The sequence below is a fragment of the Nostoc sp. genome (assembly GCF_036917465.1).
Lineage (GTDB): Bacteria > Cyanobacteriota > Cyanobacteriia > Cyanobacteriales > Nostocaceae > Nostoc.
Map to the genome: position 1 here is coordinate 39,999 of NZ_JBALDL010000067.1, position 24,642 is coordinate 64,640.

Sequence of the window (24,642 nt, forward strand, 5' to 3'; positions counted from 1 at the left end):
TTAGGGGACACTTATTTGTGTCTATATACCTTCATCTGTGAAAACACACGATAACCATCCAGATTCAATTGCGGATTACTGCTTTGTTTTTCTTCATCCATCTTAATCAAGTTATACTCTACGTTTTCTGCATAAATTGCAAACGTGATATTAAAAATCTCCATAAAATTGATTATACCTTTACATTCATCTTCAGGATAGTTTTCGTAAAAACGAATCAGATGAGCAATCCGAGTTTCTAAATGACGACGAGAATTTTTAGAAATTAGAACAATTTTTAAAAGTATAATTACCAATGTTAAAGCATGACCTTGAGTAATTAATAAGATAAATAATGATGAAGGTTCTTGACTATTTTCTATTGTCAAGGAATTAATCACTCGATTACAGGTTCTCAGGAACAAGTCTTTAGTGACAGTTTCCTGATTATAATCCTTCTTCCATACTGATAAAGTATCTATAAATTGCTGCTTCCAAGTCTCGACTGATTCTTGTTTACCTCCAGAAAGAAATAGATATTTTTCGAGATTAATTTTAAATTCCTCCAGAGTCTGATTTTGAGTTTGTTTAATAAATATATGGGCAATATTCTCATGACTAAAAACACCTCTTTTTAAGACAATTGCTTTTATTAAACGCAGAGCCTGATCTCCTAAAATGCTAGGATTTTTATAGCGTGCTGCACTTGAAACCGCAGATTGAGAACGAGCAATATACATTGCCAGATCAAACTTAAATTTCTCTTTTATCTGTTTAGAAAGCTTTCTAGCAGCTTCTTGTTGCTCTCTGGGATTATTCTTATTAACAGATTGGTCGATTAATAAATAAGAACTATAGCGATTAGCCCAATGACCTTTAGATGATTCATCATATTTAGCAGCAAATAATTTCAACTCTTGGTAGTCTTTGCTGTTGACAAAATTCTCTAACCAAGTTTTACAAGTTTTTACTAATGGGGCATCATTTTCCTTTATCTTAAGATTATCGTTAATAAATAAATTAACTAATTCTTGGATATATTTATCTTTTCTGTGAGTTTTCCAATTATTAACTATGATGTAGCAACACCGCTTTAGTGTATTAGATAACTCCTGTTCATTATTATCTAAAAAAACACTATATATTCCGGGAATATAATCGGATTTTTCTGAATCTAGCCCGTCTATAAATAAACCTTTTAATTCTCGTAAAACATCATCTGGCGACAAATTCTTGACAATTTCCATGAAGAAGCTGTAAACCTCTTCTTGTGTAATTTGCACATTTATCTGCCTAGACTTAGACGTAACAGTATGGGGATTTTCCTGACTAATTAATAAACTATTAACGTTCATTCCAGTTATCGGGACAAAAAGGCTTCCTGTTCATATTATTACCAGCTTAACCTTGGTGAACAATAGCATCATCTATTCTTCTGAAATTCAGTAATCTTTTTACACAAATTTGATAAAATCCGACCATAAATAAAGTATTAAACCCAAATTGTTTAATACTTCATCAAATAGTGCAGTGAAATTACTTAGTCTCAAGAATTAATATCATGTCTGCTTAATTGCTTATTAAGCCCGAAGCACCCCACCCCGCCAAAGCTGTGCTTTGTTTCCCCTGATTCTTGGCTACGGTGTAGACACAAGTCATCGAATTACCCAAAACAAAAGAAAAACCTCACCCTGTCAATAAAGGACATCCCTCTCCTGAGTAAGGCTACGGTGTAGACACAAGTCTTTGAGAGTGGCCTCATAGGCTTTTGATCCCCCCAACCCCCCGATAAATTGGGGGGCAAAAGTCTCTTAAAGTCCCCCAATTTATCGGGGGATGTCCAACGATTTTGGGTTTGTACAAAGATGTGTGTACAACCGTAGCCTGAGTAAGGAGAGGGACAGGTTTTACATAGTAAAATCAGGGTGAGGTTTCTTAGGGACTATAAGACTTAACCGCAAATCGCCTCACCAAAGACTTATGTGTACATCGTAGCCAAAGCATCGGGGAGAGGTTCTTTTATTATGGGTAATTTGGCTGACATGACATTAAGTGCAATGTAAAACTAAATGGGCGAGTTGATTTACAATTAAATACAACTCGCCCATAACTTATATAGAAGCCTTTTGGCATTTTCGATTTTTAGTGGGGGTGGAGGGACTTGAACCCACACGACCTATTACGGTCAACGGATTTTCATCCTCCCGCAGTTTTCACTGCTACCTGATGGCAATAGCCAAATCAGGTTTTGAGAATTGGACTCTCCCTTTACCCTCGACTTTACGTTAGGGTAGCTCCCGTCGGGTCTCTGCACCTTCCGAATAGTTAGGAGTTAGAAGTTAGGAGTTAGGAGTTTTAATTTACTCACTACTCAACACTCAGCACTCATGAATTTTTTCGGCTTGGCTCAGGATTGCCATGTCTGTCATCAGATTTAGGTTTCCCTGAGTTTGAGAGCTTCCACTTGAGGGATTTCTCCTTCAAGGCTCAGTTATCTAAGTCCGTAGCGTCTACCATTCCGCCACACCCCCGCAGGTGTTTGGTAAATAACTAGTATAACTAGCTATTTTTTGGAGGCAGCAAATACCGCCTTATCTATTCCACCATCAATTGTGTCTTTTGTCCAACTAGATTGAAAATATTTTTTCTAGATTGTGCGATCGCTTCCCAAATCGGAAGTTTTTTCGTAATTAACCTAGATGAGTTTTCCATCTGGTGTGACTAAAGCATTTTTTTGCTAGTAGATTTACGATAGTAGCATAAAATTACCTTTTATCAATCAATCTGGAGAAAAAAAGGAATTTTGGCGTAGTAATCTTGAAAGCATCATGATTATACTTCCCTGAGTTTGGCTGTTCAGCCTATTATGGAAAACAGATGCTTAGACCGAAAAAGTTATGATTGTCGCCCTGCTATATCTGATTTTGGCTGGAGCTTACCTTCTGGTAATCCCCATTGCTGTATTGTTCTACCTGAAGCAGCGTTGGTATGTAGCTAGCTCCATCGAGCGTTTGTTGATGTACTTTTTGGTGTTTTTCTTCTTTCCGGGTTTGTTGGTTCTCTCGCCGTTTGTAAATTTCCGACCCCAACGGCGACAAGTTCAAGTTTAACGAAATTGGTAGGTCATAACTCTCATGCGACGGATTGACGCTATTGGAATTGGCTTAGGTGTTTTTATTGCCGGCGGCTTGGCTTATATAGGATTGCAGCTAGTCGGTTTGGATAATCAGAAAGCTGGTATATGGAGCCAAGTCTTACTAGTCAGTGGATTAATTGGCTGGTTAGCGACCTATTTTTTCCGTGCAGTGGGACAAAAAATGACCTACCACCAACAACGGGAACAATATGAGCAAGACTTTCTGCAAAAGCGGCTAGATGAGCTTACTCCTGAAGAACTAGCACGAATTCAAGCTGAAATAGAACAAGAAGAGCAATCTCAGGTGTAAAGTTATCATTAGTCATTGGTCATTGGTCATTTGTCCTTTACCAATGACCAATGCTCCTCATCAGTGTTGTTAGCGGTAGCAGGGCGTTTAGCCCGTGCTGAGTAACGGATGAGAAAGTGAGGGAGGAAGGAAAAAATAATCATGCCTAATGATGCCAGTCGCTCATGGGGAAACCACGGCAGATGCTTCAAGTCGGCGGAGCCGCCCAACGCAGTGCCTCCCCTTGGCGCTAGGCCTCTCCCTTTGGGAGAAGACCGCGCTAGCTCCCCGAATGCCCAATGCCCAATGACCAATGACCAATGACCAATGACCAATGACTAATAACTAATGACCGCGATTTCTGATTGCTTTGAAACCCTTGGGCGGAATCATGAGTGCGCTCTGATTCCGTTTATTACTGCTGGCGATCCAGATTTAGAAACAACTGCAAAAGCGTTGCAGGTTCTAGATCAAAGTGGAGCCAATATTATTGAACTGGGTATACCCTATTCCGATCCTCTGGCTGATGGGCCAGTGATTCAAGCTGCTGCTACCCGCGCCCTGCAAAGGGGGACAAAATTGGAGCAGGTGCTGGAAATGTTGCAAGAAATTACTCCCAAACTGCGATCGCCAATTATCCTATTTACCTATTACAACCCAATTCTGCATCGGGGAATAGACAAATTTCTTCAGCAAATCGCCGCGGCTGGGGTAGCGGGATTGGTAGTACCAGATTTGCCCTTGGAAGAAGCAGCAGGCTTGCTCGAACCAGCTAAGGAGATGGGAATTGATGTAATATTGTTAGTCGCTCCCACCAGTGATGCGGAACGGATAAAAGCGATCGCTCATTCTTCTCAAGGATTTATTTATTTAGTCAGCGTCACAGGGGTTACAGGGGTGCGATCGCAACTGGAAAACCGCGTGTCCGATTTACTTAAACAAATTCGTGGTGTTACTGAGAAACCCATCGGTGTAGGTTTTGGGATTTCTGAAGCCGCACACGCCCGTCAAGTAAAGGAATGGGGCGCAGATGCTGCGATCGTGGGTAGCGCTTTTGTGAAACGTTTGGCAGAAGGAACTCCAGAACAAGGACTAAATGCGATCGCCCAATTTTGCCAAAGTCTCAAAGCAGCCATCAAGACTACTAACATCAGTACAAATACTCCTCTTGATTAGACTGGTCAAGTAGATTAAAAAGTATAACAGCGCCGTTTTTCTACCCTTGTTTGATAGACAATTTGACCATTATGGTTTTGAATATTAACATCAGATATCATGATGTAAAAAAACTAGCTGATCCGGTCGCTTATAGTTTGAGTCTTATGTGAAGTCAAGTAGGCATAATTTATGAGTGTGAGAGTGAGTCAGTCACAAATGATTATAGTTACGTCGCAATTGAGGAGCATAGGCGATGAGTGAGAGTATGGCGTTTATCGGCGGGGTCGCCGTAGCTGGGCTGGCGGCTCTCGTATTGCTCAAAGGAACAAATACGCCCCTACAACCTAACTTTGCTGTTGCTCCGCAAATGCCAGGGGTAGTAGCGCCAGGAATGCAGTCACCAATGTATCCTTACGGCCCTTATGGGCAGCCAATGTATCCCAATCCTAATCAGCCACCGACTACTGCTAGTGCAGATCAGCGTCTAGAGATGGAGAAGCTGAACACGCAGATGCAGTTGGAGCGTTTAAAAAACGATAATGAACAGCTAAAGTTGCAAAATCAACAACTCCAAGGCCAAGTTCAAAATTTCAATACTCAGCAGCAGTGGCAACAAGCCCAGCAATATAACCAACAAAAAGTAGCAGCATTCCAGCCGCAAAATCCTTCTTGGTGGTCTTCACCCATGCTTTGGGCTGTGGGAGGCGCAACTTTAACTATTGGTGGTGGTGTTGTCGTCGCGGGTGTATTGGCTTTGTTCTCACCACGGCAGCGTCCAGCCCGTACTGTACAAGTCATTCACCCTTACCAAGGAAATACACCATCCTTGGTTCCAGTCCGCCGCGCTGAGTTTTTGCCTGCTTCGCGGATGGAAGCAAGACGAGTTGAAGTCCCAGAATACGACGAAATGCATTAATAGGGAAAATCAAACTATAGATAAATACTGATTAAAAATGTCGTTTCCAGGTAGAATCTGGAAACGTTTTTTATTTGGCTGCTGCTGCGAACGAGGTAAACAAAATCTCCAGTAGGGTGTTGTTACGGCTTTAGCGAAATGCACCCTATTATATAGGGGTGCGTTAGGCACGAGAGTAATATTTATCGTGACAAATTATATCGCAAATATGCGCCTAACACACCCTACAATGTTAAAAGCCACTTTTAGGAGTTTTTATAGTACTAGGACTCTCTGTGGTTGCAGGTTGGTTAGTATCGGGAAGTTTTTGTGGGGTATTTTTCTGATTACCTTGATTTTGTAGCTCAGTTAGTGCCTGTTTTGCCAGATTTTCGGCTGCTTGTTTAAATAATGGTTCTATTTTGTTTCGCCAGTATTTAGTATTAGGCAATTTTTCTGGATGATTTCTATAATCTAAAACTTTATCCCACTTCCCATCATCTATTGCTTTGTTGATTTCATTAGATAATGCCTCTGCTTTCGCCCAATCGTCCTGCCACTGAGCAATCATTTTACCCGTCTCTTGGATACCAGAAGCAGCATTTGCCGGAATCGATCTTAAAAGTGCGATCGCTCCAACTATATCTCCTGAATCATACTTCTTTTTTGCTTGTTCTATAGTATCTGCACTGTTCTCATTAGGCTGCGATTTTCCAACGTCGGAATTTGACTCCTTCGGCAATTCTAGTAATGGAGTTACAACATCGGTAGATTGTGCTTTTGGCTTGGGAGTCGGTCGAGTCGCAATCAGGGTGCTATCATCTACAATCTTAGTTGCAATGCCTTTTTCGCGTAGGCAAGAAGCCCATTCTCCATTATTAGTTATCACATCCGAGTGTGCCCAAGCCAAACGACCATTAAGTTTAACTTCTATCCAACCTCGTCTTGTTCGCTTGCCAGTGACCTCGAAACTGGTGTTATCAGCAACTGTTTGCAAGACATTATCAGAATTTATCGAACTAGGTTCAGAACGGATATTAGAATTTCCCACGACAACAGCCGAACATTTATTTGCCAAGGTGGTATCCTTACCTGTGAGATTTAAAGCTAAATTTTTCACATTTGGATATACATTTGCTACCAAGGCAGCCGCACCACCCGCCAATAATATGCCAATTAATATTGGCCATGGGTCAGATTTACTAGAGTCTTGACGGGCAGGTTTGACAGGATTTGCTGGTGCAACTGCAACCGTTTGCAGCCGAGATACTTGAGGTCGGGATTTGGTGTATTCTTGAGGTTGGGAAAGTGTAGGTACTGGATTAATCGCGTCTTTACATGCTTGCAGTGCTTCTGTGGCGTTTTGGTAGCGGTCTTTGAAGTGATAACGCACCATCTTCGTCAACACTGCCGCAAATTGAGAGTTTACAACTGATTGCTGCCAAATGATTTCGCCCGTTTCCGGGTCTTCTTGCAATTCCGTTGCTTGTAATCCTGTTAATGCTTGAATGGCAATGATGCCGAGCGAATAGATATCACTGTTGGGGCGGGGTTTACCTTGCCCTTGTTCTGTCGGCATATAGCCAGGAGTGCCAATAACTACTGTAGCAGAGGGTTGTCCGCCCACTGTTACCAGTTGTGTACGCAGTTGTTTCACTGCCCCAAAATCTACTAAAACTAACTTTTTATCTGAGGCGCGACGGATGATATTATCCGGTTTGATGTCGCGGTGAATCACGCCTTGGCGGTGGACAAATTCTAGAATCTCCAGAACTTCCTGCAATAGTTGAATTACTTGGCTTTCACTCCAGGGCTTACCAGATATAAGTTCTTCAGCTAGGGTATGTCCTTCAATATATTCTTGTACTAAATAAAATTCTTGGTTTTCGTCAAAGTAAGCTAGCAGCCTGGGTATTTGGTCATGGTTGCCCAGTTTTTCTAAGGTTTCGGCTTCGCTGTTGAACAGGCGTTTAGCAGTATCAAAAACTCTGGGGTCAGTTCCGGGTTTGAGGTGCTTGACAACGCAAATGGGATTGCCGGGCCGCCTTGTATCTTGGGCAATGTAGGTTTGACTAAATCCTCCCATTGCGAGGACTCGAATTACTTGGTAACGATGGTCTAGTAGCTTGCCTATCATATTCACTCCCCAGAGTTATTACCTAATTTTCCAGCTGGTAATAAATATCTCCAAATTTTCTTCAATGAAATCCGCTATCTTGAGAAAAGATTTAGATTAAAAACGCAGCTTTTTAATAAACGCAGACTGTTTATTTTTCTTTTAGTGTCCCTGTTTATTACCAATGCCACCTAAAATAACAAACTCCGTTGCATGGCAGCAGGCTGAAATCCTCATGCAACCTGCTTTCATTCGCGTTATCGATAATATCCGCAAGTCCCTTGATGAATCTTCTTGGACGGGAACTTACCACGATGTCTTGATTTGGCCCGCTAGTACCACTGATGAAATCAAAGCATTGGTGACTGAGTTGTTGGAAGGAATGGAAACTGCAACACCCCAAGAAGCAGATGAAATCAGAGAAACTCTGGCTCGTCTGCCGATGCCCCATCCAGGATATCATCTACGTTTGCAGCGTCAACAGCAAGAAGCGAGTATCGATTTATGGGAATTGTGTTATGAGGTGTGTTTTATTGAATACAGTCCACAGAAGGAAGGCGCTGATATTGATACTAGTTTAATCGATGAACTGGGTGAAGTGGATTGGCTGCGTTTGGATGCTAAGGCAAAGGAGTTAGTTGAGCAGGCGTTTGCTAAATTGCCAGAAAGCTGCGGTACTCCTGAGTGATGAGGTTGATATGGCGATCGCCTCCAGTTAGTGTTCACACGATCGCGCTATCAGCTTTATTCTGTCAGAGCATCGAGTTTAGCCAGTACTCTTAATCCTTCTTCTGGGTTGCCAGTTGCAGCCATTGCTTTAAATCTTGTATGAGCATCAAATTCTGCTAGAGCTATAGTTGAAAGTTCTTCAATTAACTTATTAACACTGATGCCTTTGGCTTGAGCAAGTTGTTTCAATCTATTATGCTTCTCGTCTGGTAAACGAATAGTTAGAGTTGCCACTTTTGTTTAACTCCTAATAATGTTTTCAGGTTTTAATATTGATAAGTTAGGAAATAGTAATTCAGCATTTTGGAAATCTCTGACATTGTGAGTGGCAATAATCTGAGCATTTCCTGCAACTGCTAATTCAATTAAGTGATTGTCAGCTTCGTCTTTTAAATTTGGTCGCCATAAATAGTAGATATAAACCCATTGGCTGACACTCATTAATGATGCTAGTAAAGCTGAAATTTCTTCAGTAGTTAAAGAGCATTTGGTGATAATTTCTGAGCGTTGAATGACTGACTCATACTCAGAAAATAAAGCATTTCCCATCAAAGGCAGATATTCTCCTTTCAAGCAGCGTCGAATGAGTTCTCGACTAGAACCTTTAGAGCTAATCAGCGCACTAATAAAAACGCTGGTATCAACTACAATTTTAATCACCATGTATACATGGTAGCATATACGCTGTCATGAAAGTTCTAGCCAAAAGATTTAAAAGCGATCGCCAGAGATAAATATCTTCTTTGTCAAATAAGCGATCGCACTTTTGATGATGGGGTTGATGTGGGCGATCGCTCTTGTTTGTTTACGAAAGGCTTACTTTCTTTTGATTTGATTCTACGCTACAAGAAAACCGGAGGTGCATTGAAGCCACAAACCCTTATTTGCTAAGATTTCCAGTGCGACAACATTGAAACAGGGCAAATTCTCATCACCATGCCAACATCTACAATTGACGATAAAGACGCAGCAGCTATCCAAGCCGCCAAATTTGGGGTTGCAATATGCGATCGCACCGCCTGGGGACGCATCAAAGTGGCTGGCGACGATCGCCTCAACTTTTTACACAACCAAAGTACTAACAATTTTCAAATACTCAAGCCAGGACAAGGTTGTGATACGGTTTTCGTCACTTCCACAGCTAGAACAATTGATTTAGCAACCGCCTACCTTAGAGAAGATGCAGTAATCCTGCTGGTTTCACCCAACCGCCGCCAATATCTCATGGAATGGCTAGATAAATATATTTTCCCTGCCGACAAGGTGCAATTATCTGATATCACAAAATACACCAACACCTTCAGCCTCATTGGCCCTGGAAGCGACGCTGTTTTAGAAAAGTTGGGTATTGGCGAACTCATCGGTCAACCTTATGCTAGTCACAAAGTATACACTATTGCTCCCTCCGAGGGGGTGCGGATTGCTGTGGGTAGTGGATTAGCTGCACCTGGATACACCTTCACTTTCCCATATACTGACAAAGCAACAGTGTGGAATAAATTGTTAGAAGCTGGGGCGGTAGAGATGAGCGATCGCGCTTGGGATACCTTACGAATCTTACAAGGCCGTCCCGCGCCAGATTCCGAACTCACAGATGATTACAATCCTCTGGAAGTTGGTTTATGGCAAACAATTTCTTTTACTAAAGGTTGCTATATTGGGCAAGAAACCATTGCTCGATTAAATACATATAAAGGTGTAAAACAACACCTTTTGGGTATCCGCCTCAGTGCGCCTGTAGAAGTTGGAAGTGCGATCGCAGTTGGAGATGAAAAGGTCGGCAAACTTACCAGTTACACAGAAACGGCTGATGGTTATTTTGGACTAGGTTACATTCGCACTAAAGCTGGTGGCGTAGGCTTAAAAGTTAAAGTGGGAGAAACTGAAGGTGAAGTCATAGAAATACCCTTTGTTTCTCATGAGTATCCCTGAGTAATTCAAGTCAAAATATCTTCTTCTTTATTCCTAGTGCCATAACAAAATTCATCTACCCAACAAGCTAAACTACGGGCATTAGTGCTTGGTATCACTTTGCTTTTAACATCTTGTGATTGAATATTCGGTTTTTTGCTGTTGCTTTTAACCTCAGTAGTAATTGCTAGCGATCGCACTGGTTTACCATCAGTGTTAATCTCAGTGGTAATTGCCAGCAATGCGCCTACAGGCATTCGGACAGATGGCGCGTTGCTTTTAACCTCCATAGCTAACACCACAGATGGCATAGTTTTGATCTTGCTGTTGATTTCACTGCTCATTGTCAGTGCAGAGTGCGATCCTATTGGTTGATATTCCCTTATAAAACTGGATGCGGGCGTTTTTACCGGAGTATCTGGGGCAATTTTAGTAGCAAATGCAACTACCAACTCAGGTTTGCGGGTGCGAACTACCTCAGTTGTAGCTGTAAATGATGGCGCAAGTTGATCGGCGCGTGACAAGTTAGAGTCTAGAGTCTTGGCAAGAGAATGGAGGGCAATTTTACTGGCAGTTACAGCCGATGATAGATGTTTATCCTCAAAATGCTTCTCATCTGGCGATTCGCTTTCAACTTGGCTGATAACAATAGAATCCTCTGATTTTATTAAATGTAACTCTTGATCGGGATTGAAATTAAGACCTAAAGCAGCAACTATTTTATCTGGATCGTTATTCAGATCCAGCATAAAAGCAAGTATTTCATCAAACTGGGGTTCTAAAACAGACAGTGTTGCCAAAATAAAACCGGACAAAGGACGGCGCAGACCATCATAAGTCCCCCAAATCCGCATTTTGACGAGCCAGGTAATATTTTGCTTGTAATAAATAAGCCACTTTTGTTTTAAGGATTGACGCAACTGTTGAATATTCATTGGATGCCTCACTTCAGTCAAAAAAATTGCAGACCTTGATATTTTTAATTAGCTTTATTTCTGGGGATGAAACCGATAATAGAGCATCTGTTTAACTCTTTCACCACCCAGCAAATGATTTTCTATCAGTAGAGATACTTCATCCGGTTGAACGCCGCTATACCAGACCATATCGGGTAACACTAGCACCATCGGCCCATTGCCACATTGTCCCAAACAGCTGCTAGCCGTTACTGTTACATCAGGGATTGGTAAAGCTACAAAAGCTGCTAAAACCTTGACTGCACCTTGCTTTTTGCAGGTGCGATTTTGACAAACTCGTACACATTTAGAAAAAGAAGGTTGGTCTATTATGGGGAAGTTTGATGGTTGAGTTATGTTTGACATTTTTTAACGTTCGCGGAGCGTGCCGGAGGCATTACCGCAGAGACACAGAGGACACAGAGGGGAGAGGAGCAGGAGGAGCGGGGGAAGCAGAGGGACAAGGGGACAAGGGGACAAAAGTTTAGAACTTACAACAAGTCTTTCCCCTTGTCCCCAATTCTCCTTGTCCCCAATTCTCCTTGTCCCCAATTCTCCTTGTCCCCAATTCTCCTTGTCCCCAAGTCCTCTTTCCCATTCCCAATTCCCATTCCCAATTCCCAATAACTAATCTACTGAAAATCCTTTTGAAGCTAGCCATTCAGGGTTGAATATCCGTGACTGATACCGGGAACCACTATCACATAAGATGGTGACAATGGTATGTCCTGGCCCTAACTGCTTCGCTAGGGCGACAGCTGCGCCAACATTAATACCCGTTGAACCGCCCATTAACAGCCCATCTTTCCTCAGTAATTGGTAAACTACCCGCAAAGCTTCTTGGTCATCGATTTGAATGGCATCATCAGCAGGTGCGCCTTCCATATTGGCTGTGACACGACCATTACCGATGCCTTCGGTGATCGAATTTCCTTCTATATTGATTTCACCGGTTTTGACATAGCTATAAAGTCCACTACCCAAAGGATCGGCAACAACGCATTTAATCGCTGGATTTTGTTCTTTTAAGTACAATGCTACACCAGCATAAGTACCACCAGTACCAGTTGCAGTTGTCCATGCATCTATTTTACCATCTGTCTGTTTCCAAATTTCCGACCCTGTGGTTTCGTAGTGGGCGTGGCGGTTGGCTAAGTTATCAAACTGATTCGCCCAAATAGCATTTTCTAACTCAGCAGCGACTCTGCCAGATAGTTTGACGTAGTTGTTTGGGTTTTTGTAGGGTACAGCAGGAACGCGACGGACTTCTGCGCCTAATGCTATCAGTGCGTCTATTTTTTCTTGTGACTGAGTATCGGGAATAATAATTAGGCATTTGTAGCCTTTGGCATTGCAAATATGCGCCAGTCCAATGCCAGTATTACCAGCAGTTCCTTCTACAACAGTACCACCGGGTTTGAGTAAACCTTTCTTTTCGGCATCTTCGATGATGTAAAGTGCGGCGCGGTCTTTGACGGAACCGCCAGGATTGAGAAATTCAGCTTTAGCAAGGATTTCACATCCTGTTTCTTCACTGAAGCTGTTTAAGCGAATTAGGGGTGTGTTACCAACAGCGCCAACGAAGCCATTTTTAATATCCATTTTGACTATACCTGTGTGAGTATCTATAAAAATTTTGGCTTATAGCGATCGCATAATTTACAACTGATTTGCCTAAAATCCTAATCACCCTACTTAAGATTTACTACTCCTTATTATTTTCCAGACTGGTCAACAGCTCTTTTAGCTCAGACAAAGAGTAGATGTAAAAGGTTGCGTTATCCGCACGCGGCACTCCCGCCCGGAGGGTTTCTACTGTTCTCATGCCTAGACGATTTCCTGCTAGGATTTCTGAATCTGAATTGTCTCCGAGGACGAGAACTTGCATCGGTTTCAATTGATAAGTATCCAACATACACTCAAAAATTCCCTGCTTGCCACCCAATCCAGCGAATGCCGCCAACAATCAGCAAACGCTTCGTTCAGCGACTCCTCAGAGACAGCGCCGTGATTTGCTTTTCTGATTGCATCGAACGCAGGTGCAAGAAGTTGCTCGTTAACCTCGTTGGCCGCAGCTAATTGTTCAAGTCGAATATTAAAGCTTGTATCACTGTTTTTTTGCTATGTAGAGAGAGGGAGCAAAGAACAGAAAAGAAGTGATAGATGTGTACTTAGTTTTTTCAAAAATCAAGTAAGAGTTTTATATGTTAGAACACAAGTCCATTTGTCCATAACACAAGTCTATTCGTCCATAACACAAGTCTATTCGTCCATAACACAAGTCTATTCGTCCATAACACAAGTCCATTCGTCCATAACACAAGTCCATTCGTCCACAACATAAGTCTATTCGTCGACAACATAAGTCTATTCGTCCACAACATAAGTCTATTCGTCCACAACACAAGTCTATTCTCAGCCATTTGTTATCTAGCCTCGTGTAATTACTGAGCCAGTAATCCAATCTTATTCAACAAAACACCTTTTTTTGCAAGCTTTACTGAACCGCTTCATTGTCCTATTGAGACACTCTAGAAAGATAAAGTTTAGTAAAAAGCGTACATTGATGCCACGCAAAAAAAGAAGCTCTCCCGTGCTAGAAAAAACCGAACAGAGAGTAATCGGATTTAAATCGATTAATTCCAGCCTCGACTTTGGTGGTTCCATCAGTTTAAACCACTTAACCCAGTTAACCGGACAACTCCGCAACCAGATCGACCAGTATAATATGATGCTAACGGCTCTTGACTCGGCAAAGGCAGAAATAGAAACCCTTGAAAAGACTATTCGGGAAACTTCAGAACGCTTGGTTAGTGGTGTGGTGTTGAAGTATGGCAAAGACAGCCGGGAATACGAGATGACAGGCGGAGTACGCACAAGCGATCGTATTCGTAAAGCCACTATCACCCGGTTAAAATCCACCGCAGACTCAAAAGCGGCTTCTACACAGACGGCGTAACTAGTAACAAGTAGGCATCATTCACGGTGTAATGATGCCGATTGCTTTGCATAGGCGTAGCCCGCCGCAGGCATCGCATGATTGCATCTAGCAGGCAATGAAAATTTCAATAGTAATTTTACTGGGGTTTTTAAGTATTTACGTGAGTTACGATACAGCATGATTGATAAGTGAATGCTGACATCTTTTGATGATCTTAGACGGGATGGATACCGATGACATCTGAAAGCGATCGCAAAAAAGAACTTGAACACCGAGAACGTATATTGCGACAACGAGAAGTTGAATTGCGACTCCGGGAAATGGAAACTGACATCTATGCTACCGATGCGGCTTTTCATCAAACTGTGAAGCATCAGCCAGAAAATTTTCAGAAACCTTGGATGAAAAAACTGATTCTGGGTGGAAAGCTGTTTGCTCTTGGTGTGGTAGCGCTGGTTGCAGTGAGAATAGCCTCAGTGCTGGCTGGGTTTATTATTGTTGGTGCGCTGGGGTGGATGTCTTACAAACTATTTTTTGAATCTAAAAAAACCAATCTTTAATAAAGGTGTAACTGTTATGACTGAGCAGGTAGTAACTGACAGATTTATCCAAGATTTAGAGCGGGTTGCTCAAGTGCGCTCGCAGATATCTGTATGTTTAAGTAAATTAGCTGAAACAATTAATCAAGCTGAGTTGGCTGGAGATTCTTCATCAGGAAAACTAAGTTTAGAACGAGATATTGAAGATATTACAGCAGCTAGTAAAAACCTCCAGCAAGGTGTATTTAGCCTTTTGGTATTGGGCGATATGAAACGCGGTAAAAGTACGTTTCTCAATGCCTTAATTGGGGAGAACTTATTACCAAGCGATGTTAATCCTTGTACCGCAGTGTTAACAGTTTTACGCTATGGGCCAGAAAAGAAAGTTACCATTCATTTTAATGGTGGAAAAAGCCCGCAACAGCTAGATTTTCAGAACTTTAAATATAAATATACCATCGATCCGGCTGAAGCTAAAAAACTAGAGCAGGAGAAAAAACAAGCCTTTCCCAATGTTGATTATGCAGTAGTTGAGTATCCCTTAACGCTACTAGAAAAGGGAATTGAAATTGTCGATAGTCCAGGATTGAATGATACAGAAGCGCGAAACGAATTATCTTTGGGTTATGTAAATAACTGCCATGCAATTTTGTTTGTGATGAGAGCTTCTCAACCTTGTACTTTGGGTGAGCGTCGCTACCTAGAAAATTATATCAAAGGTCGAGGATTGACGATTTTCTTCTTAGTTAATGCTTGGGATCAGGTGCGGGAATCATTGATTGATCCTGATGATGTCGAAGAATTACAAGGATCTGAGGATAGATTACGACAAGTATTTAGGGCGAATTTAGCAGAATATTGTACTGTAGAAGGTCAGAATATTTATGACGAACGGGTGTTTGAGCTTTCGTCAATTCAAGCCCTCAGACGACGCTTGAAGAACCCCCAAGCTGATTTAGAGGGGACTGGCTTCCCCAAGTTTATGGATTCCCTTAATACATTTCTTACCAGAGAACGTGCGATCGCAGAACTCCGTCAAGTCAGAACTTTAGCAAGACTTGCCTGTAATCATACCCGTGAAGCAGTTGCAAGACGTATACCATTACTTGACCAAGATGTAAATGAATTGAAAAAACGGATTGATTCAGTAGAACCAGAGTTTAACAAACTCACAGGTATTCGAGATGAATTCCAAAAAGAAATTATCAATACCAGAGATACTCAAGCAAGAACGATTTCCGAATCTTTCCGCAGCTACGTTTTAAACTTAGGTAATACCTTTGAAAACGACTTCTTACGCTATCAGCCAGAATTAAATTTGTTTGATTTTCTCAATAGTGGGAAACGAGAAGCATTTAACGCCGCACTGCAAAAAGCGTTTGAGCAATACATCACTGACAAATCTGCTGCTTGGACATTAACTGCTGAAAAAGATATCAATGCAGCTTTTAAAGAACTTTCTCGTAGTGCATCACAATATGGCGCATCTTACAATCAAATCACAGACCAAATTACAGAAAAGCTCACCGGACAAGACGTAAAAGTACATACCACTACTACTGCTGAAGAAGATAATTCCCCCGGCTGGGCAAAATGGGCAATGGGATTGTTATCGTTGTCTAAAGGAAATCTTGCTGGTTTTGCACTAGCCGGGGCTGGATTTGATTGGAAAAATATCTTGTTAAACTACTTCACTGTAATTGGAATTGGCGGGATAATTACAGCAGCAACAGGTGTTTTGCTTGGGCCAATCGGGTTTGCACTGCTAGGTTTAGGGGTAGGATTTTTACAAGCAGATCAAGCGCGTAGAGAGTTAGTTAAAACAGCGAAAAAAGAGTTAGTAAAACATCTACCACAAGTTGCCTACGAGCAATCTCAGGTTGTAGACAAGGCTGTGAAAGAGTGTTTTGATTCTTACGAAAGAGAAGTGAGTAAGCGGATTAACGATGATATTGTCTCTCGTAAATCTGAATTAGATAATTTAGTTAAGCAGAAACAAACCCGCGAAATAAATCGTGACGGTGAGTTCAATCGGTTAAAAAACTTACAGGAAGATGTAATAGCTCAGTTGCAAAAAATTGAGGCGGCATATAGCAATTTATTAGCTTATTATAGCTAAAACTTGTAAATACTTATAAGGAGGCTTTGCCTCCAATAAATATAAGTAGCTCAATGCCAATAAATTAAAGTTTGTAGTAAGGAATTTAGTCCTAATAAACTTTGCTATGAGCGATAAATTGCTCACTACAAACTAGGATTTTGTTGTATGTTGAATTATACGCATATAAACATAATAGTGTGAGGCAGTAGCCCCAACGATCTGCATTACCAGCTAGAAGCTGAGAACGAGAAACTATGCAACAACAGTATGAAGGTTATAAGAATTTAGCAGATTCTCTTAAATCTGCATCTGCATTACTGAATTTAGAACGCAAATCACAATTGCATCAAGATATAATTACCATTTGCAATCATCTAGTTAATCCTAGTTTTCGCATTGCGGTATTTGGCCCCTTTAATCATGGCAAGTCTACCTTACTGAATGCCATGTTAGCGAATCGCACCTTACCAATTGATTTAATTCCCACCACGGGCGCATCCATTACTGTCAAGTATGGCTCTGATCTGCGGACTCGCATCATATTGGTAGATGGTACAGAAATCTATCGCAGTGGCACAGAAATTTTACAGCAATTTGCAATTCTTGATGGTAATAGACAGATGCGAAAAGATGTAGCATCTGTAGAAGTTTTTTGTCCGCATCCCTTCCTAGAGACAGGCGTAGAATTTCTCGATTTACCGGGAACTAATGATAGAGATGAACAAGATAATTTAGTCAGAGAACAACTTTTAAGTGCAGATTTAGTTATTCAATTACTAGATGCACGGAAGTTAATGACTTTAAGTGAGCGGGAAAACTTACGAGATTGGCTATTAGATCGCGGTATTAAAACAGTTATATTTGTTGCCAATTTTCTTAACTTACTCGAACCCGACGAGCAAAAACAAGTCCAAAATCGCCTGCTGTTTGTTGCAGAAAGCTTTCGAGCCGAATTACCTCCAGGTTTTAGTAATTTATATCGCGTGGATGCTTTACCTGCTTTAAGAGCCAGATTAAAAGGAGATGTTGCTGCTGCTAATAGTAGCGGTTTAGCAGCTTTTGAAACAGCGTTGCAAAATATTGTAGAGATTTTGCAACCAAATTGTGGTAGTGTGCGTTTGCCAAGAGTGCAAGCGATCGCTTCTCAAATCCTACTCTCATTAAAAGCTAAAATTGACCCAATTGCTCTTGAAATAAAATCTTTTGACGATAAACAAAATAGTAAAATTGAAATTAAACAAAAAGCAGCTAATTTAATTTATAAAGGTTTCACTACTAGTATAGAAGAACTACGCGATTGGTTAGCGCTACCCAAGCTACTCACAAAATATCAAGCTGATGCGGCAGTTGCATTGGCAGAAAATAAATTTAAAGATTGGCAAATAAATATTCTTAAAAAAGACCTAAATAAATTAGAATTAGCTGCGGTAAAATGGCTTTATCAAGCTTACGAGTTTTTCCAAGAAGAACGACCGCAAGATTTATTAATTCCCTTTCCTAGCGAACCACAACTAATATTACCCCCAAAGCCAAACAATAGTGATGATTTGAGTGAACCTGGTTCTATTGCTGTTGGTGGTGGTATTGGTTGGTTATTAGGCGGCCCGGTAGGTGCTGCTGTCGTCGGGAGTATTTCTTATTTGTTAAATAAGAATATCCAAAAACAAGACGAACAATTAGCCAAGGAATCTTATCATCAGGAAGTTGCTAAACTTTGTATAACTGCAAGTGAAGATTATTTATCTAGTTTTAGCAATCAAGGTCTATCAATTTTAGCTGAATATGAACGGCGATCTGAAAAAGTAATTTGCTTTGTTGAATTCAATCAAGAGCCACTAGAAATTAATAAAAAACGCGAAAGTTTACACCAATTACAAAATGGTTTCAATCTCTTGCTACAAGAATTAGAAAACGTCAAAATACTCTCAAATCATCAACCTTATAAAGAAATACCTAAATACACGAATACTAATAGAAAATATTCGCCACAGCCAGAGAGAGTTAAAATTTCCCCTGAAAAAGATCCAGTTGTTAAGCAACAACAGGAAAATACTGCTAAGAATACTCAGACAAGGGTAGAATCTGTTTCTCCACCGCCAAAAGCTTCTCCGTCTCCGCGCAAAGAAGAGGTGGAGGCGAAATTTCGTGATTGGGAACTCAATGAGGAAATAGCGCGGATGAAAGCAGAAATGCGTAGCCCTAAGGCTTGTCGTCAGACATCGCCTGGTTCCCAAACTGGCAAACAGCAAAATTCAACTCAAAGTAACAAAGCACCCAGTCAACCCAAAAGCCAGACAGAAAAAGATAAGATTACTCGCGCCTACGGCATTTTAGGATTGCAAGCTTATGCTTCTCAGGCTGAAGTAAAACAGGCTTATCGAACTTTAGTTAAAAAATGGCATCCAGATTTGTTTGTAAATCAACCGCAGCTGCTAAAACAAGCACAAGACAAAATGCGCTTAGTTAATGATGCTTACACAATTTTGAGTGATAAATAAATAAATAGCCAGATCCCCGACTTCTCAAAGAAGTCGGGGATCTTTTAGGACTCATCCTAATTTAATTATAATTAGGGAATTGTTAGGTGAGATTTATGCAACCGCTATCTTTGAAGAATGGCTTTTTGGCATTAACCTTTAGTGCGATCGCCTCATCTGGTGGGTTAATGACAGGCTGTGCTAGTACTGCTTCCCAGAACCAAAGCCAAGCGCCAAAGGCAACCACCACCACTAATGCTAACGACAAGCAGATGATGAACCACGGTGATGGCATGATGAATCACGCTATGGGAATGGATTTAGGCCCAGCCGATGCTAATTTTGATTTACGATTTATTGACGCTATGATACCGCACCATCAAGGTGCTGTGGAAATGGCGAATGTTGCGCAGGTGAAATCAAAACGTCCTGAAATCAAAAAGCTAGCAGACAATATCATCAAATCACAAAACCAAGAAATCACTCAGATGAAGCAGTGGCGACAAGCTTGGTATCCCAAGGCAGGAGATAAACCAATGGCTTACAACAGCCAAATGGGTCATACGATGGAAATGTCATTAGACCAAATGAAAACTATGATGATGAGTCAAGATTTAGGTGCAGCTGATGCTGAGTTTGATTTGCGCTTTATCAATGCGATGATTCCTCACCACGAAGGGGCTGTAACAATGGGGCAAGATGCCTTAAGTAAGTTTAAGCGCCCTGAAATCAAGAAATTAGCCCAAGAAATTGTTAAAGCCCAACAGATAGAGATTAAAGAAATGCAACAGTGGCGAAAAGCTTGGTACAACAAGTAATTCGTAATTCGTAATTCGTAATTCGTAATATGGTTCGGCAAGTAAGCAATTGCATTTGCGGTTGTGAATTTGGGGTAGGTGCTTGGTTATTTTAGGAGCGATGTCTACGAAGGGCTACAAAGAACTAATTGTTACTAATTAAACGGTAATTTACTTATGAGTCAACTTGAAGACATTCAAGCTGAGTATGAAAAATTTCCCGCAGAATTTGAGAGTGTAATCATTAGCACCGTGAGCGGACATGGAATACCCAATGCTAGTTATGCTCCCTTTGTAATGGATGATTCCAAGAATATCTACATTTACGTCAGTGGTCTTTCAACTCATACCAAAAATATCTATGCTAATCCTCATATTAGTGTCTTGTTTATCGAGGATGAAGCCAAGAGTAATCTAATTTTTGCCCGTCGTCGTTTAAGTTTTGATTGTACGGCAACTTTGATCGAGCGTGAAACCGACAAGTGGAATCAAATTGTTGAGCAATTTCAAGGGCGGTTTGGTCAAATTATCGAGGTTTTGCGCGGCTTGTCTGATTTTCGCATTTTTCAGCTAACTCCTAGTGAAGGTCGTTTTGTAGTTGGTTTTGGGGGAGCGTATCACATCAGTGATGATAATCTCCATCAACTTGTTCAGATCGCAGGAGATACTGACAAAAAGTAAGGATGAATTAAGATCACTGCGAGATCAGCTGTTGAATCAAGGCAGTTAGTGATTAACTGGCATCGGAAAATCAAACAGAAAGGTAGTTTTACCTATATTGCAGCTTAAATGCTGATTAGCTTACCAGGGCAACGATCTGTAGTAGGTAATTAATATCAGGTAGAGTTTTTCGGGTGAAAAGCCATTGAAAAACCTGCTAATCTTTTGAAAAGACTAGCAGGCATGGCTTATCATCAATCGGAGCGGCGGGATTCGAACCCACGACCTCCACTACCCCAAAGTGGCACGCTACCAAGCTGCGCTACGCCCCGGTCAGAATTACTATCATACAGCAAAACTCTAATATAATCAAGAGCCAAGTTTAAAAAACCTTAAGCATTCCAGCAGCTTGCAGTAAATCTGGAATAGCAGAAGCATCCCATTTACCCTCTACGCATCGCCCTGTATTCAAGATGAAGCGGAGACTGTAATCATGAGGATAACCTTCTACCTCCATCCATAATAAATCGCTTTCGGCTTCACAAGCAATTTTTTCCTCTTCCATTAATTCAGTTGCGAGTTGCTTCATGGTGTCTGCTAACTGTGCTAGCAGACGACAAAAATCATTCAACTCGGCTTCTGTTAACTCAATTGCCCAATTATCTGTACCGACTAAACCTTGAAATTCAGTTGCATCAGGATTCCAGCCAATACGCCAACCAGATCCGGTTTTTATAACACGTTCCATAATTAGAGACGCGAAAAATCTTTGTCTGTAGACGAGTTAGGAGTTTACAACTCATAATTTCTAACTTTCCCACTATCTCAGTAGTTCAGCACCTCCTCGTTGGGGTGACTGTGGGGTTGTTGATGTACTAGGAATGGGTGTAGTGTTAGGGTTGGGTGATTGGGTATTTTGGGAAGCAGGATTAAATATATTGACTAAGACTTGCACTAAGGCATCTCTCTGACTGCGAGTGAGACGTGCGATCGCAGCCTTATCGCCATCAATAGGATTTTTCCGTAGTGAATCATTCCCCGGATAGGTAGTATCATACATAATTTCATTCGCGCCCAGGTAATCAGCTAAAGTCAGCTTCCAATCCAAACGATAAATTGAGGCACGCCCTTTGGTATAAACGTGATATCTAATTAGGCGATTTGCTAGGGTGTTGTTTTCGGCAACTTTCCCATTTTCTTTACTGATATACTTGTTTTCCCGTGGTAAATCTGGCAATTGCTGATAAACTAGCTGCCAAACATCGCCAGGAGTGATTCTCTGAGCATAAACAGGTTGGATACTAAATAAATTTCGATGTAGTAATTTATCCACCCCTGAACCCAAAACAGTTACACTCATTACCATTAAGGCAAGTAGTAGTACTCTTAGCGGATAGCTATGGTTTACCCCGTGCTGAGTTACGAGTTTTGAGAGGATTGATCTAGGTATAATTTTTTTCTTGCTCATAGAACGATATTTTGAAATGAGAGTGCTATAAAACTGCATTTTTACTTAGCCTGGGCTAAACCATAGCTATACGCTAACAGCACTCTCAACTCAGTAGCGTTTTTATAGTTCGCCAATAATCTCTGGCTGAGTCAATTCATCGGACATTTCAATAATTGCCCTTAGCACTGGCTTCATCATTGCATCTTCGTTATTTTCAAAGTCTTCATAACGCCGACGTTTAGCACGATTTGCCACCTGAACCGTAATGCGATAACGATTTGAGGCTGCACTAATCAGCTCCTCAGCACGATGCATAATCTGAGACTGAGTTGTCTCGAACTTAGAACGCTTTAGCATAATTCAGTGGTTCTTGGGGTCATTCCCCAGTGTAGCAGTACTGATCAATCTGCTGCTTTGTATTTAATCGCCAGCAACCCGTCTGTTGATAGAGGCTAAGAGCCTTCTAGTCAATTTATAAGTTACTTAATAATACTACCTGATACATCCTTATGGCTGACCTTGTGGAAACTGCTATCAATGCGGGAAACTTCAATACTCTGGTGAAGGCTGCTAAATCTGCAAATTTCCTAGAAATTCTTAAGAGTCCTGGTTCTTTTACAGTATTTGCACCCACTGACGAAGCCTTTGCCAATCTGCCAGAAGGAACTTTAGATTCCCTACTAAAAGATATTCCTAAGCTTCAGAAAGTTGTGGCGTATCATATCGCTAGTGGTGATGTTAGGTCTGATGATTTGCTACAGATTAATGAGGCAGAAACCCTTGAGGGGTCAATCGTAGCCATTGAATCTGCCGACGGCAAAATTAAGGTGAATAACGCGAATATCCTCAAAATAGACATTTTGGCAGACAATGGCGTGATCCATGTTATTGATGCGGTGTTGATGCCTGCAATGGTAGCAGGGAGTTAAGGATAGGGTAGGGGAGTAGGTTAGGACTTACGCAAACAATAGCCGAAAAGAAAGATTTTCTTCCTTCTTAAGGTAATTCATGAATTGCCCCTACAAGATGTAGTTTTGCGTAAGTCCTAGTTGCATAGGTGAAAAGTTGTAGTCAGTGTTTCCCCTTTTTACCTCCCATCCTCTCTGCCTCTTTCCTACTCCTGTAGCATCATCATGGCTCTAAACCAATGGTGATTTTTTGGGAGACACTAGCCCGAAAAAATACTAGTAATTAATTTTTCTACATAAAACTTAATATTTAGCGATTTTAGCTAAATATCCTCTCAGGCGTTGCTCTGGGAGGGTTTGTGTTATTGTTTTAAAAATCTAATCGATAGACGATGCTTGATTATTATTAACAAAACCTATGAATAGCCTCTACCTTTTGGTAGATTTAACATTGAGAAGAAATTTTTTTATACAATACGTAGATTATACGGATAATGCCCCAGGTAGTTTTAGTTAACCCACAAATTCCTCCTAATACAGGTAATATTGCCCGTACTTGTGCAGCAACAGGTACGGAGTTGCATTTAGTAGGGCCTTTGGGGTTTGAAATTAGCGATCGCTACCTCAAAAGAGCCGGCTTGGATTACTGGCCTTATGTCAAACTGCACTATCACGAATCCCTAGAAGCCTTTAAAATCGTACATCAAGAGCGTGGAGGCAGATGGTTAGGTTATACCGTTGGTGGAAATTTTAGTTATGTCAGCTTTCAATTTCAAGCCGATGATTGGCTACTGTTTGGTAGTGAAACTACGGGCTTACCACCAACAATTTTGTCAGATTGCGATGCTACTTTGTATATTCCCATGAGCCAACCAGGGGTTCGCAGCTTGAATCTGTCAGTGAGTGTGGCAATTGGCTTATTTGAAACCCGTCGTCAGTTAGGCTATCTACAATAGTTGTTTACCTTCATGAGGTAAGTAAATATACTTGTAGTATCCAAAAATATCTATCTAAACTGGAGAATTGTGGCAGCAATTTTTTTTTGTCCCGACAAAATATGTAAAAGAATATACCTAAAAATAGGTTTATTCGGAAATTGTAGTGGAAGATACTTACAAAGGGAGCAAGGTTATTATAAGAAATTTATATATAAAACTTGAGATAATGCCAAATTTGAATGATAGATTTTGATGAATTTGAAGTATCTTAAATGAGGAACAAAAACGCTAGAGTCCCTTCATGTATTGTATTTGAGCTACTTTAGCTCAAATAACGCTAGAAAGCAGCTAAAAAGTAGCTAATAGTTAATACGGTTGTTTTTTAGGGAATAATCAACGTAAAGTCTCGTGTTGAGAAGACTGATGGGGTAGAAATATCTTGAAGATATCTACAGTAGGGGCAATCACTTTTCCATAAGTCGCAGCAATTGAATTCTCAGTGGCGACTATGGACTTGGCAAATAATTTGTCTAGTCCCCGTGGTTGACGCAAGACAAACGCGGATAATCGGAAAGAGTAAAACGTCCTAAGTGGTGTTAGGAGTGGTTCAGACAAGTAGACACAGCAAACTTTAAGTTTTGCTAATCCATGTAAACTTGTCT

Annotated in this window: 26 protein-coding genes and 1 tRNA gene; 14 read left to right on the forward strand and 13 right to left on the reverse strand. The window is 41.0% G+C overall.

The window, feature by feature from the left end; translation table 11 throughout:
* Window positions 1-11: 11 nt before the first annotated feature.
* Window positions 12-1,334 (reverse strand): hypothetical protein, encoded by a 1,323-nt coding sequence (locus V7K38_RS15305; RefSeq protein WP_334858985.1) that lies wholly within the window; start codon window positions 1,332-1,334, stop codon window positions 12-14.
* Between the two features lie 1,542 nt (window positions 1,335-2,876).
* Between V7K38_RS15305 and ndhL the strand changes: the two genes are divergently transcribed.
* Complete coding sequence (ndhL, locus tag V7K38_RS15310; RefSeq protein ID WP_185581107.1) at window positions 2,877-3,089, forward strand: NAD(P)H-quinone oxidoreductase subunit L; 213 nt, start codon at window positions 2,877-2,879, stop codon at window positions 3,087-3,089.
* Between the two features lie 24 nt (window positions 3,090-3,113).
* A complete protein-coding gene (locus tag V7K38_RS15315; RefSeq protein ID WP_334858987.1) occupies window positions 3,114-3,425 on the forward strand; it encodes a DUF3007 family protein in 312 nt (103 codons plus the stop codon).
* Window positions 3,426-3,451: 26 nt separating this feature from the next.
* Here V7K38_RS15315 and V7K38_RS15320 read toward each other — a convergent pair whose 3' ends face one another.
* Complete coding sequence (locus V7K38_RS15320; RefSeq protein ID WP_334858989.1) at window positions 3,452-3,634, reverse strand: hypothetical protein; 183 nt, start codon at window positions 3,632-3,634, stop codon at window positions 3,452-3,454.
* Window positions 3,635-3,752: 118 nt separating this feature from the next.
* Here V7K38_RS15320 and trpA point away from each other — a divergent pair, with 118 nt between their 5' ends.
* Together trpA and V7K38_RS15330 are read left to right on the forward strand one after the other, a co-directional pair.
* On the forward strand, window positions 3,753-4,580 hold the full coding sequence (gene trpA, locus V7K38_RS15325) for a tryptophan synthase subunit alpha (protein WP_334858991.1): 828 nt from the start codon (window positions 3,753-3,755) through the stop codon (window positions 4,578-4,580).
* 235 nt (window positions 4,581-4,815) lie between these two features.
* A complete protein-coding gene (locus V7K38_RS15330; protein ID WP_334858992.1) occupies window positions 4,816-5,478 on the forward strand; it encodes a heterocyst differentiation related protein in 663 nt (220 codons plus the stop codon).
* Window positions 5,479-5,710: 232 nt separating this feature from the next.
* Here V7K38_RS15330 and V7K38_RS15335 read toward each other — a convergent pair whose 3' ends face one another.
* Complete coding sequence (locus V7K38_RS15335; RefSeq protein WP_334858994.1) at window positions 5,711-7,594, reverse strand: serine/threonine-protein kinase; 1,884 nt, start codon at window positions 7,592-7,594, stop codon at window positions 5,711-5,713.
* A 163-nt stretch (window positions 7,595-7,757) separates the two neighbouring features.
* On the opposite strand from V7K38_RS15335, the gene V7K38_RS15340 reads away from it, so the two are divergent.
* A complete protein-coding gene (locus V7K38_RS15340) occupies window positions 7,758-8,261 on the forward strand; it encodes a hypothetical protein (protein WP_334858995.1) in 504 nt (167 codons plus the stop codon).
* A gap of 56 nt (window positions 8,262-8,317) precedes the next feature.
* Here the strand turns inward: V7K38_RS15340 and V7K38_RS15345 are convergent, their stop codons facing one another.
* Window positions 8,318-8,536 (reverse strand): toxin-antitoxin system HicB family antitoxin, encoded by a 219-nt coding sequence (locus tag V7K38_RS15345; protein ID WP_334858997.1) that lies wholly within the window; start codon window positions 8,534-8,536, stop codon window positions 8,318-8,320.
* A gap of 6 nt (window positions 8,537-8,542) precedes the next feature.
* Window positions 8,543-8,965 (reverse strand): putative toxin-antitoxin system toxin component, PIN family, encoded by a 423-nt coding sequence (locus V7K38_RS15350; protein WP_334858999.1) that lies wholly within the window; start codon window positions 8,963-8,965, stop codon window positions 8,543-8,545.
* 273 nt (window positions 8,966-9,238) lie between these two features.
* Between V7K38_RS15350 and ygfZ the strand changes: the two genes are divergently transcribed.
* Window positions 9,239-10,234, forward strand: coding sequence for a CAF17-like 4Fe-4S cluster assembly/insertion protein YgfZ (ygfZ, locus tag V7K38_RS15355; protein ID WP_334859001.1), 996 nt, complete (start codon window positions 9,239-9,241; stop codon window positions 10,232-10,234).
* A 5-nt stretch (window positions 10,235-10,239) separates the two neighbouring features.
* Here the strand turns inward: ygfZ and V7K38_RS15360 are convergent, their stop codons facing one another.
* From V7K38_RS15360 to V7K38_RS15375, 4 genes are all read right to left on the reverse strand, one after another.
* Window positions 10,240-11,148 (reverse strand): DUF5331 domain-containing protein, encoded by a 909-nt coding sequence (locus V7K38_RS15360; protein WP_334859003.1) that lies wholly within the window; start codon window positions 11,146-11,148, stop codon window positions 10,240-10,242.
* 54 nt (window positions 11,149-11,202) lie between these two features.
* Window positions 11,203-11,535, reverse strand: coding sequence for a (2Fe-2S) ferredoxin domain-containing protein (locus V7K38_RS15365; RefSeq protein WP_334859005.1), 333 nt, complete (start codon window positions 11,533-11,535; stop codon window positions 11,203-11,205).
* A 261-nt stretch (window positions 11,536-11,796) separates the two neighbouring features.
* Window positions 11,797-12,771 carry a cysteine synthase A gene (locus V7K38_RS15370; protein ID WP_334859006.1) on the reverse strand — a complete coding sequence of 325 codons (975 nt, stop codon included), beginning with the start codon at window positions 12,769-12,771 and terminating at the stop codon, window positions 11,797-11,799.
* A gap of 103 nt (window positions 12,772-12,874) precedes the next feature.
* A complete protein-coding gene (locus V7K38_RS15375; RefSeq protein WP_334859008.1) occupies window positions 12,875-13,135 on the reverse strand; it encodes an HAD hydrolase-like protein in 261 nt (86 codons plus the stop codon).
* A gap of 600 nt (window positions 13,136-13,735) precedes the next feature.
* Here V7K38_RS15375 and V7K38_RS15380 point away from each other — a divergent pair.
* The 6 genes from V7K38_RS15380 (at window position 13,736) to V7K38_RS15405 (ending at window position 20,705) form a co-directional block, all read left to right on the forward strand.
* Complete coding sequence (locus V7K38_RS15380) at window positions 13,736-14,128, forward strand: hypothetical protein (RefSeq protein WP_334859010.1); 393 nt, start codon at window positions 13,736-13,738, stop codon at window positions 14,126-14,128.
* A 215-nt stretch (window positions 14,129-14,343) separates the two neighbouring features.
* Complete coding sequence (locus V7K38_RS15385; RefSeq protein WP_334859011.1) at window positions 14,344-14,670, forward strand: DUF3040 domain-containing protein; 327 nt, start codon at window positions 14,344-14,346, stop codon at window positions 14,668-14,670.
* A gap of 16 nt (window positions 14,671-14,686) precedes the next feature.
* A complete protein-coding gene (locus tag V7K38_RS15390) occupies window positions 14,687-16,768 on the forward strand; it encodes a dynamin family protein (protein ID WP_334859013.1) in 2,082 nt (693 codons plus the stop codon).
* 236 nt (window positions 16,769-17,004) lie between these two features.
* Window positions 17,005-19,248 (forward strand): dynamin family protein, encoded by a 2,244-nt coding sequence (locus V7K38_RS15395; RefSeq protein ID WP_334859015.1) that lies wholly within the window; start codon window positions 17,005-17,007, stop codon window positions 19,246-19,248.
* A 95-nt stretch (window positions 19,249-19,343) separates the two neighbouring features.
* Window positions 19,344-20,045: a DUF305 domain-containing protein gene (locus V7K38_RS15400; RefSeq protein ID WP_334859016.1), complete on the forward strand. Its 702-nt coding sequence runs from the start codon at window positions 19,344-19,346 to the stop codon at window positions 20,043-20,045.
* Between the two features lie 156 nt (window positions 20,046-20,201).
* The gene (locus tag V7K38_RS15405) at window positions 20,202-20,705 is read left to right on the forward strand and encodes a HugZ family pyridoxamine 5'-phosphate oxidase (protein WP_334859018.1); all 504 of its coding nucleotides are present in this window, start codon (window positions 20,202-20,204) and stop codon (window positions 20,703-20,705) included.
* A 237-nt stretch (window positions 20,706-20,942) separates the two neighbouring features.
* Here V7K38_RS15405 and V7K38_RS15410 read toward each other — a convergent pair.
* From V7K38_RS15410 to V7K38_RS15425, 4 genes are all read right to left on the reverse strand, one after another.
* Window positions 20,943-21,016: transfer RNA gene (locus V7K38_RS15410), tRNA-Pro, on the reverse strand.
* 50 nt (window positions 21,017-21,066) lie between these two features.
* Entirely contained in the window at window positions 21,067-21,432 is a 366-nt protein-coding gene (locus V7K38_RS15415) for a DUF1818 family protein (protein WP_334859020.1), read from the reverse strand.
* Between the two features lie 72 nt (window positions 21,433-21,504).
* Entirely contained in the window at window positions 21,505-22,044 is a 540-nt protein-coding gene (locus tag V7K38_RS15420; RefSeq protein ID WP_334859022.1) for a hypothetical protein, read from the reverse strand.
* A 210-nt stretch (window positions 22,045-22,254) separates the two neighbouring features.
* Window positions 22,255-22,491: a DNA-directed RNA polymerase subunit omega gene (locus tag V7K38_RS15425; protein WP_012412301.1), complete on the reverse strand. Its 237-nt coding sequence runs from the start codon at window positions 22,489-22,491 to the stop codon at window positions 22,255-22,257.
* A 152-nt stretch (window positions 22,492-22,643) separates the two neighbouring features.
* Between V7K38_RS15425 and V7K38_RS15430 the strand changes: the two genes are divergently transcribed.
* Window positions 22,644-23,063 (forward strand): fasciclin domain-containing protein, encoded by a 420-nt coding sequence (locus tag V7K38_RS15430; protein ID WP_334859025.1) that lies wholly within the window; start codon window positions 22,644-22,646, stop codon window positions 23,061-23,063.
* Window positions 23,064-23,536: 473 nt separating this feature from the next.
* Complete coding sequence (locus V7K38_RS15435; RefSeq protein WP_334859027.1) at window positions 23,537-23,998, forward strand: tRNA (cytidine(34)-2'-O)-methyltransferase; 462 nt, start codon at window positions 23,537-23,539, stop codon at window positions 23,996-23,998.
* Window positions 23,999-24,642 lie beyond the last annotated feature (644 nt).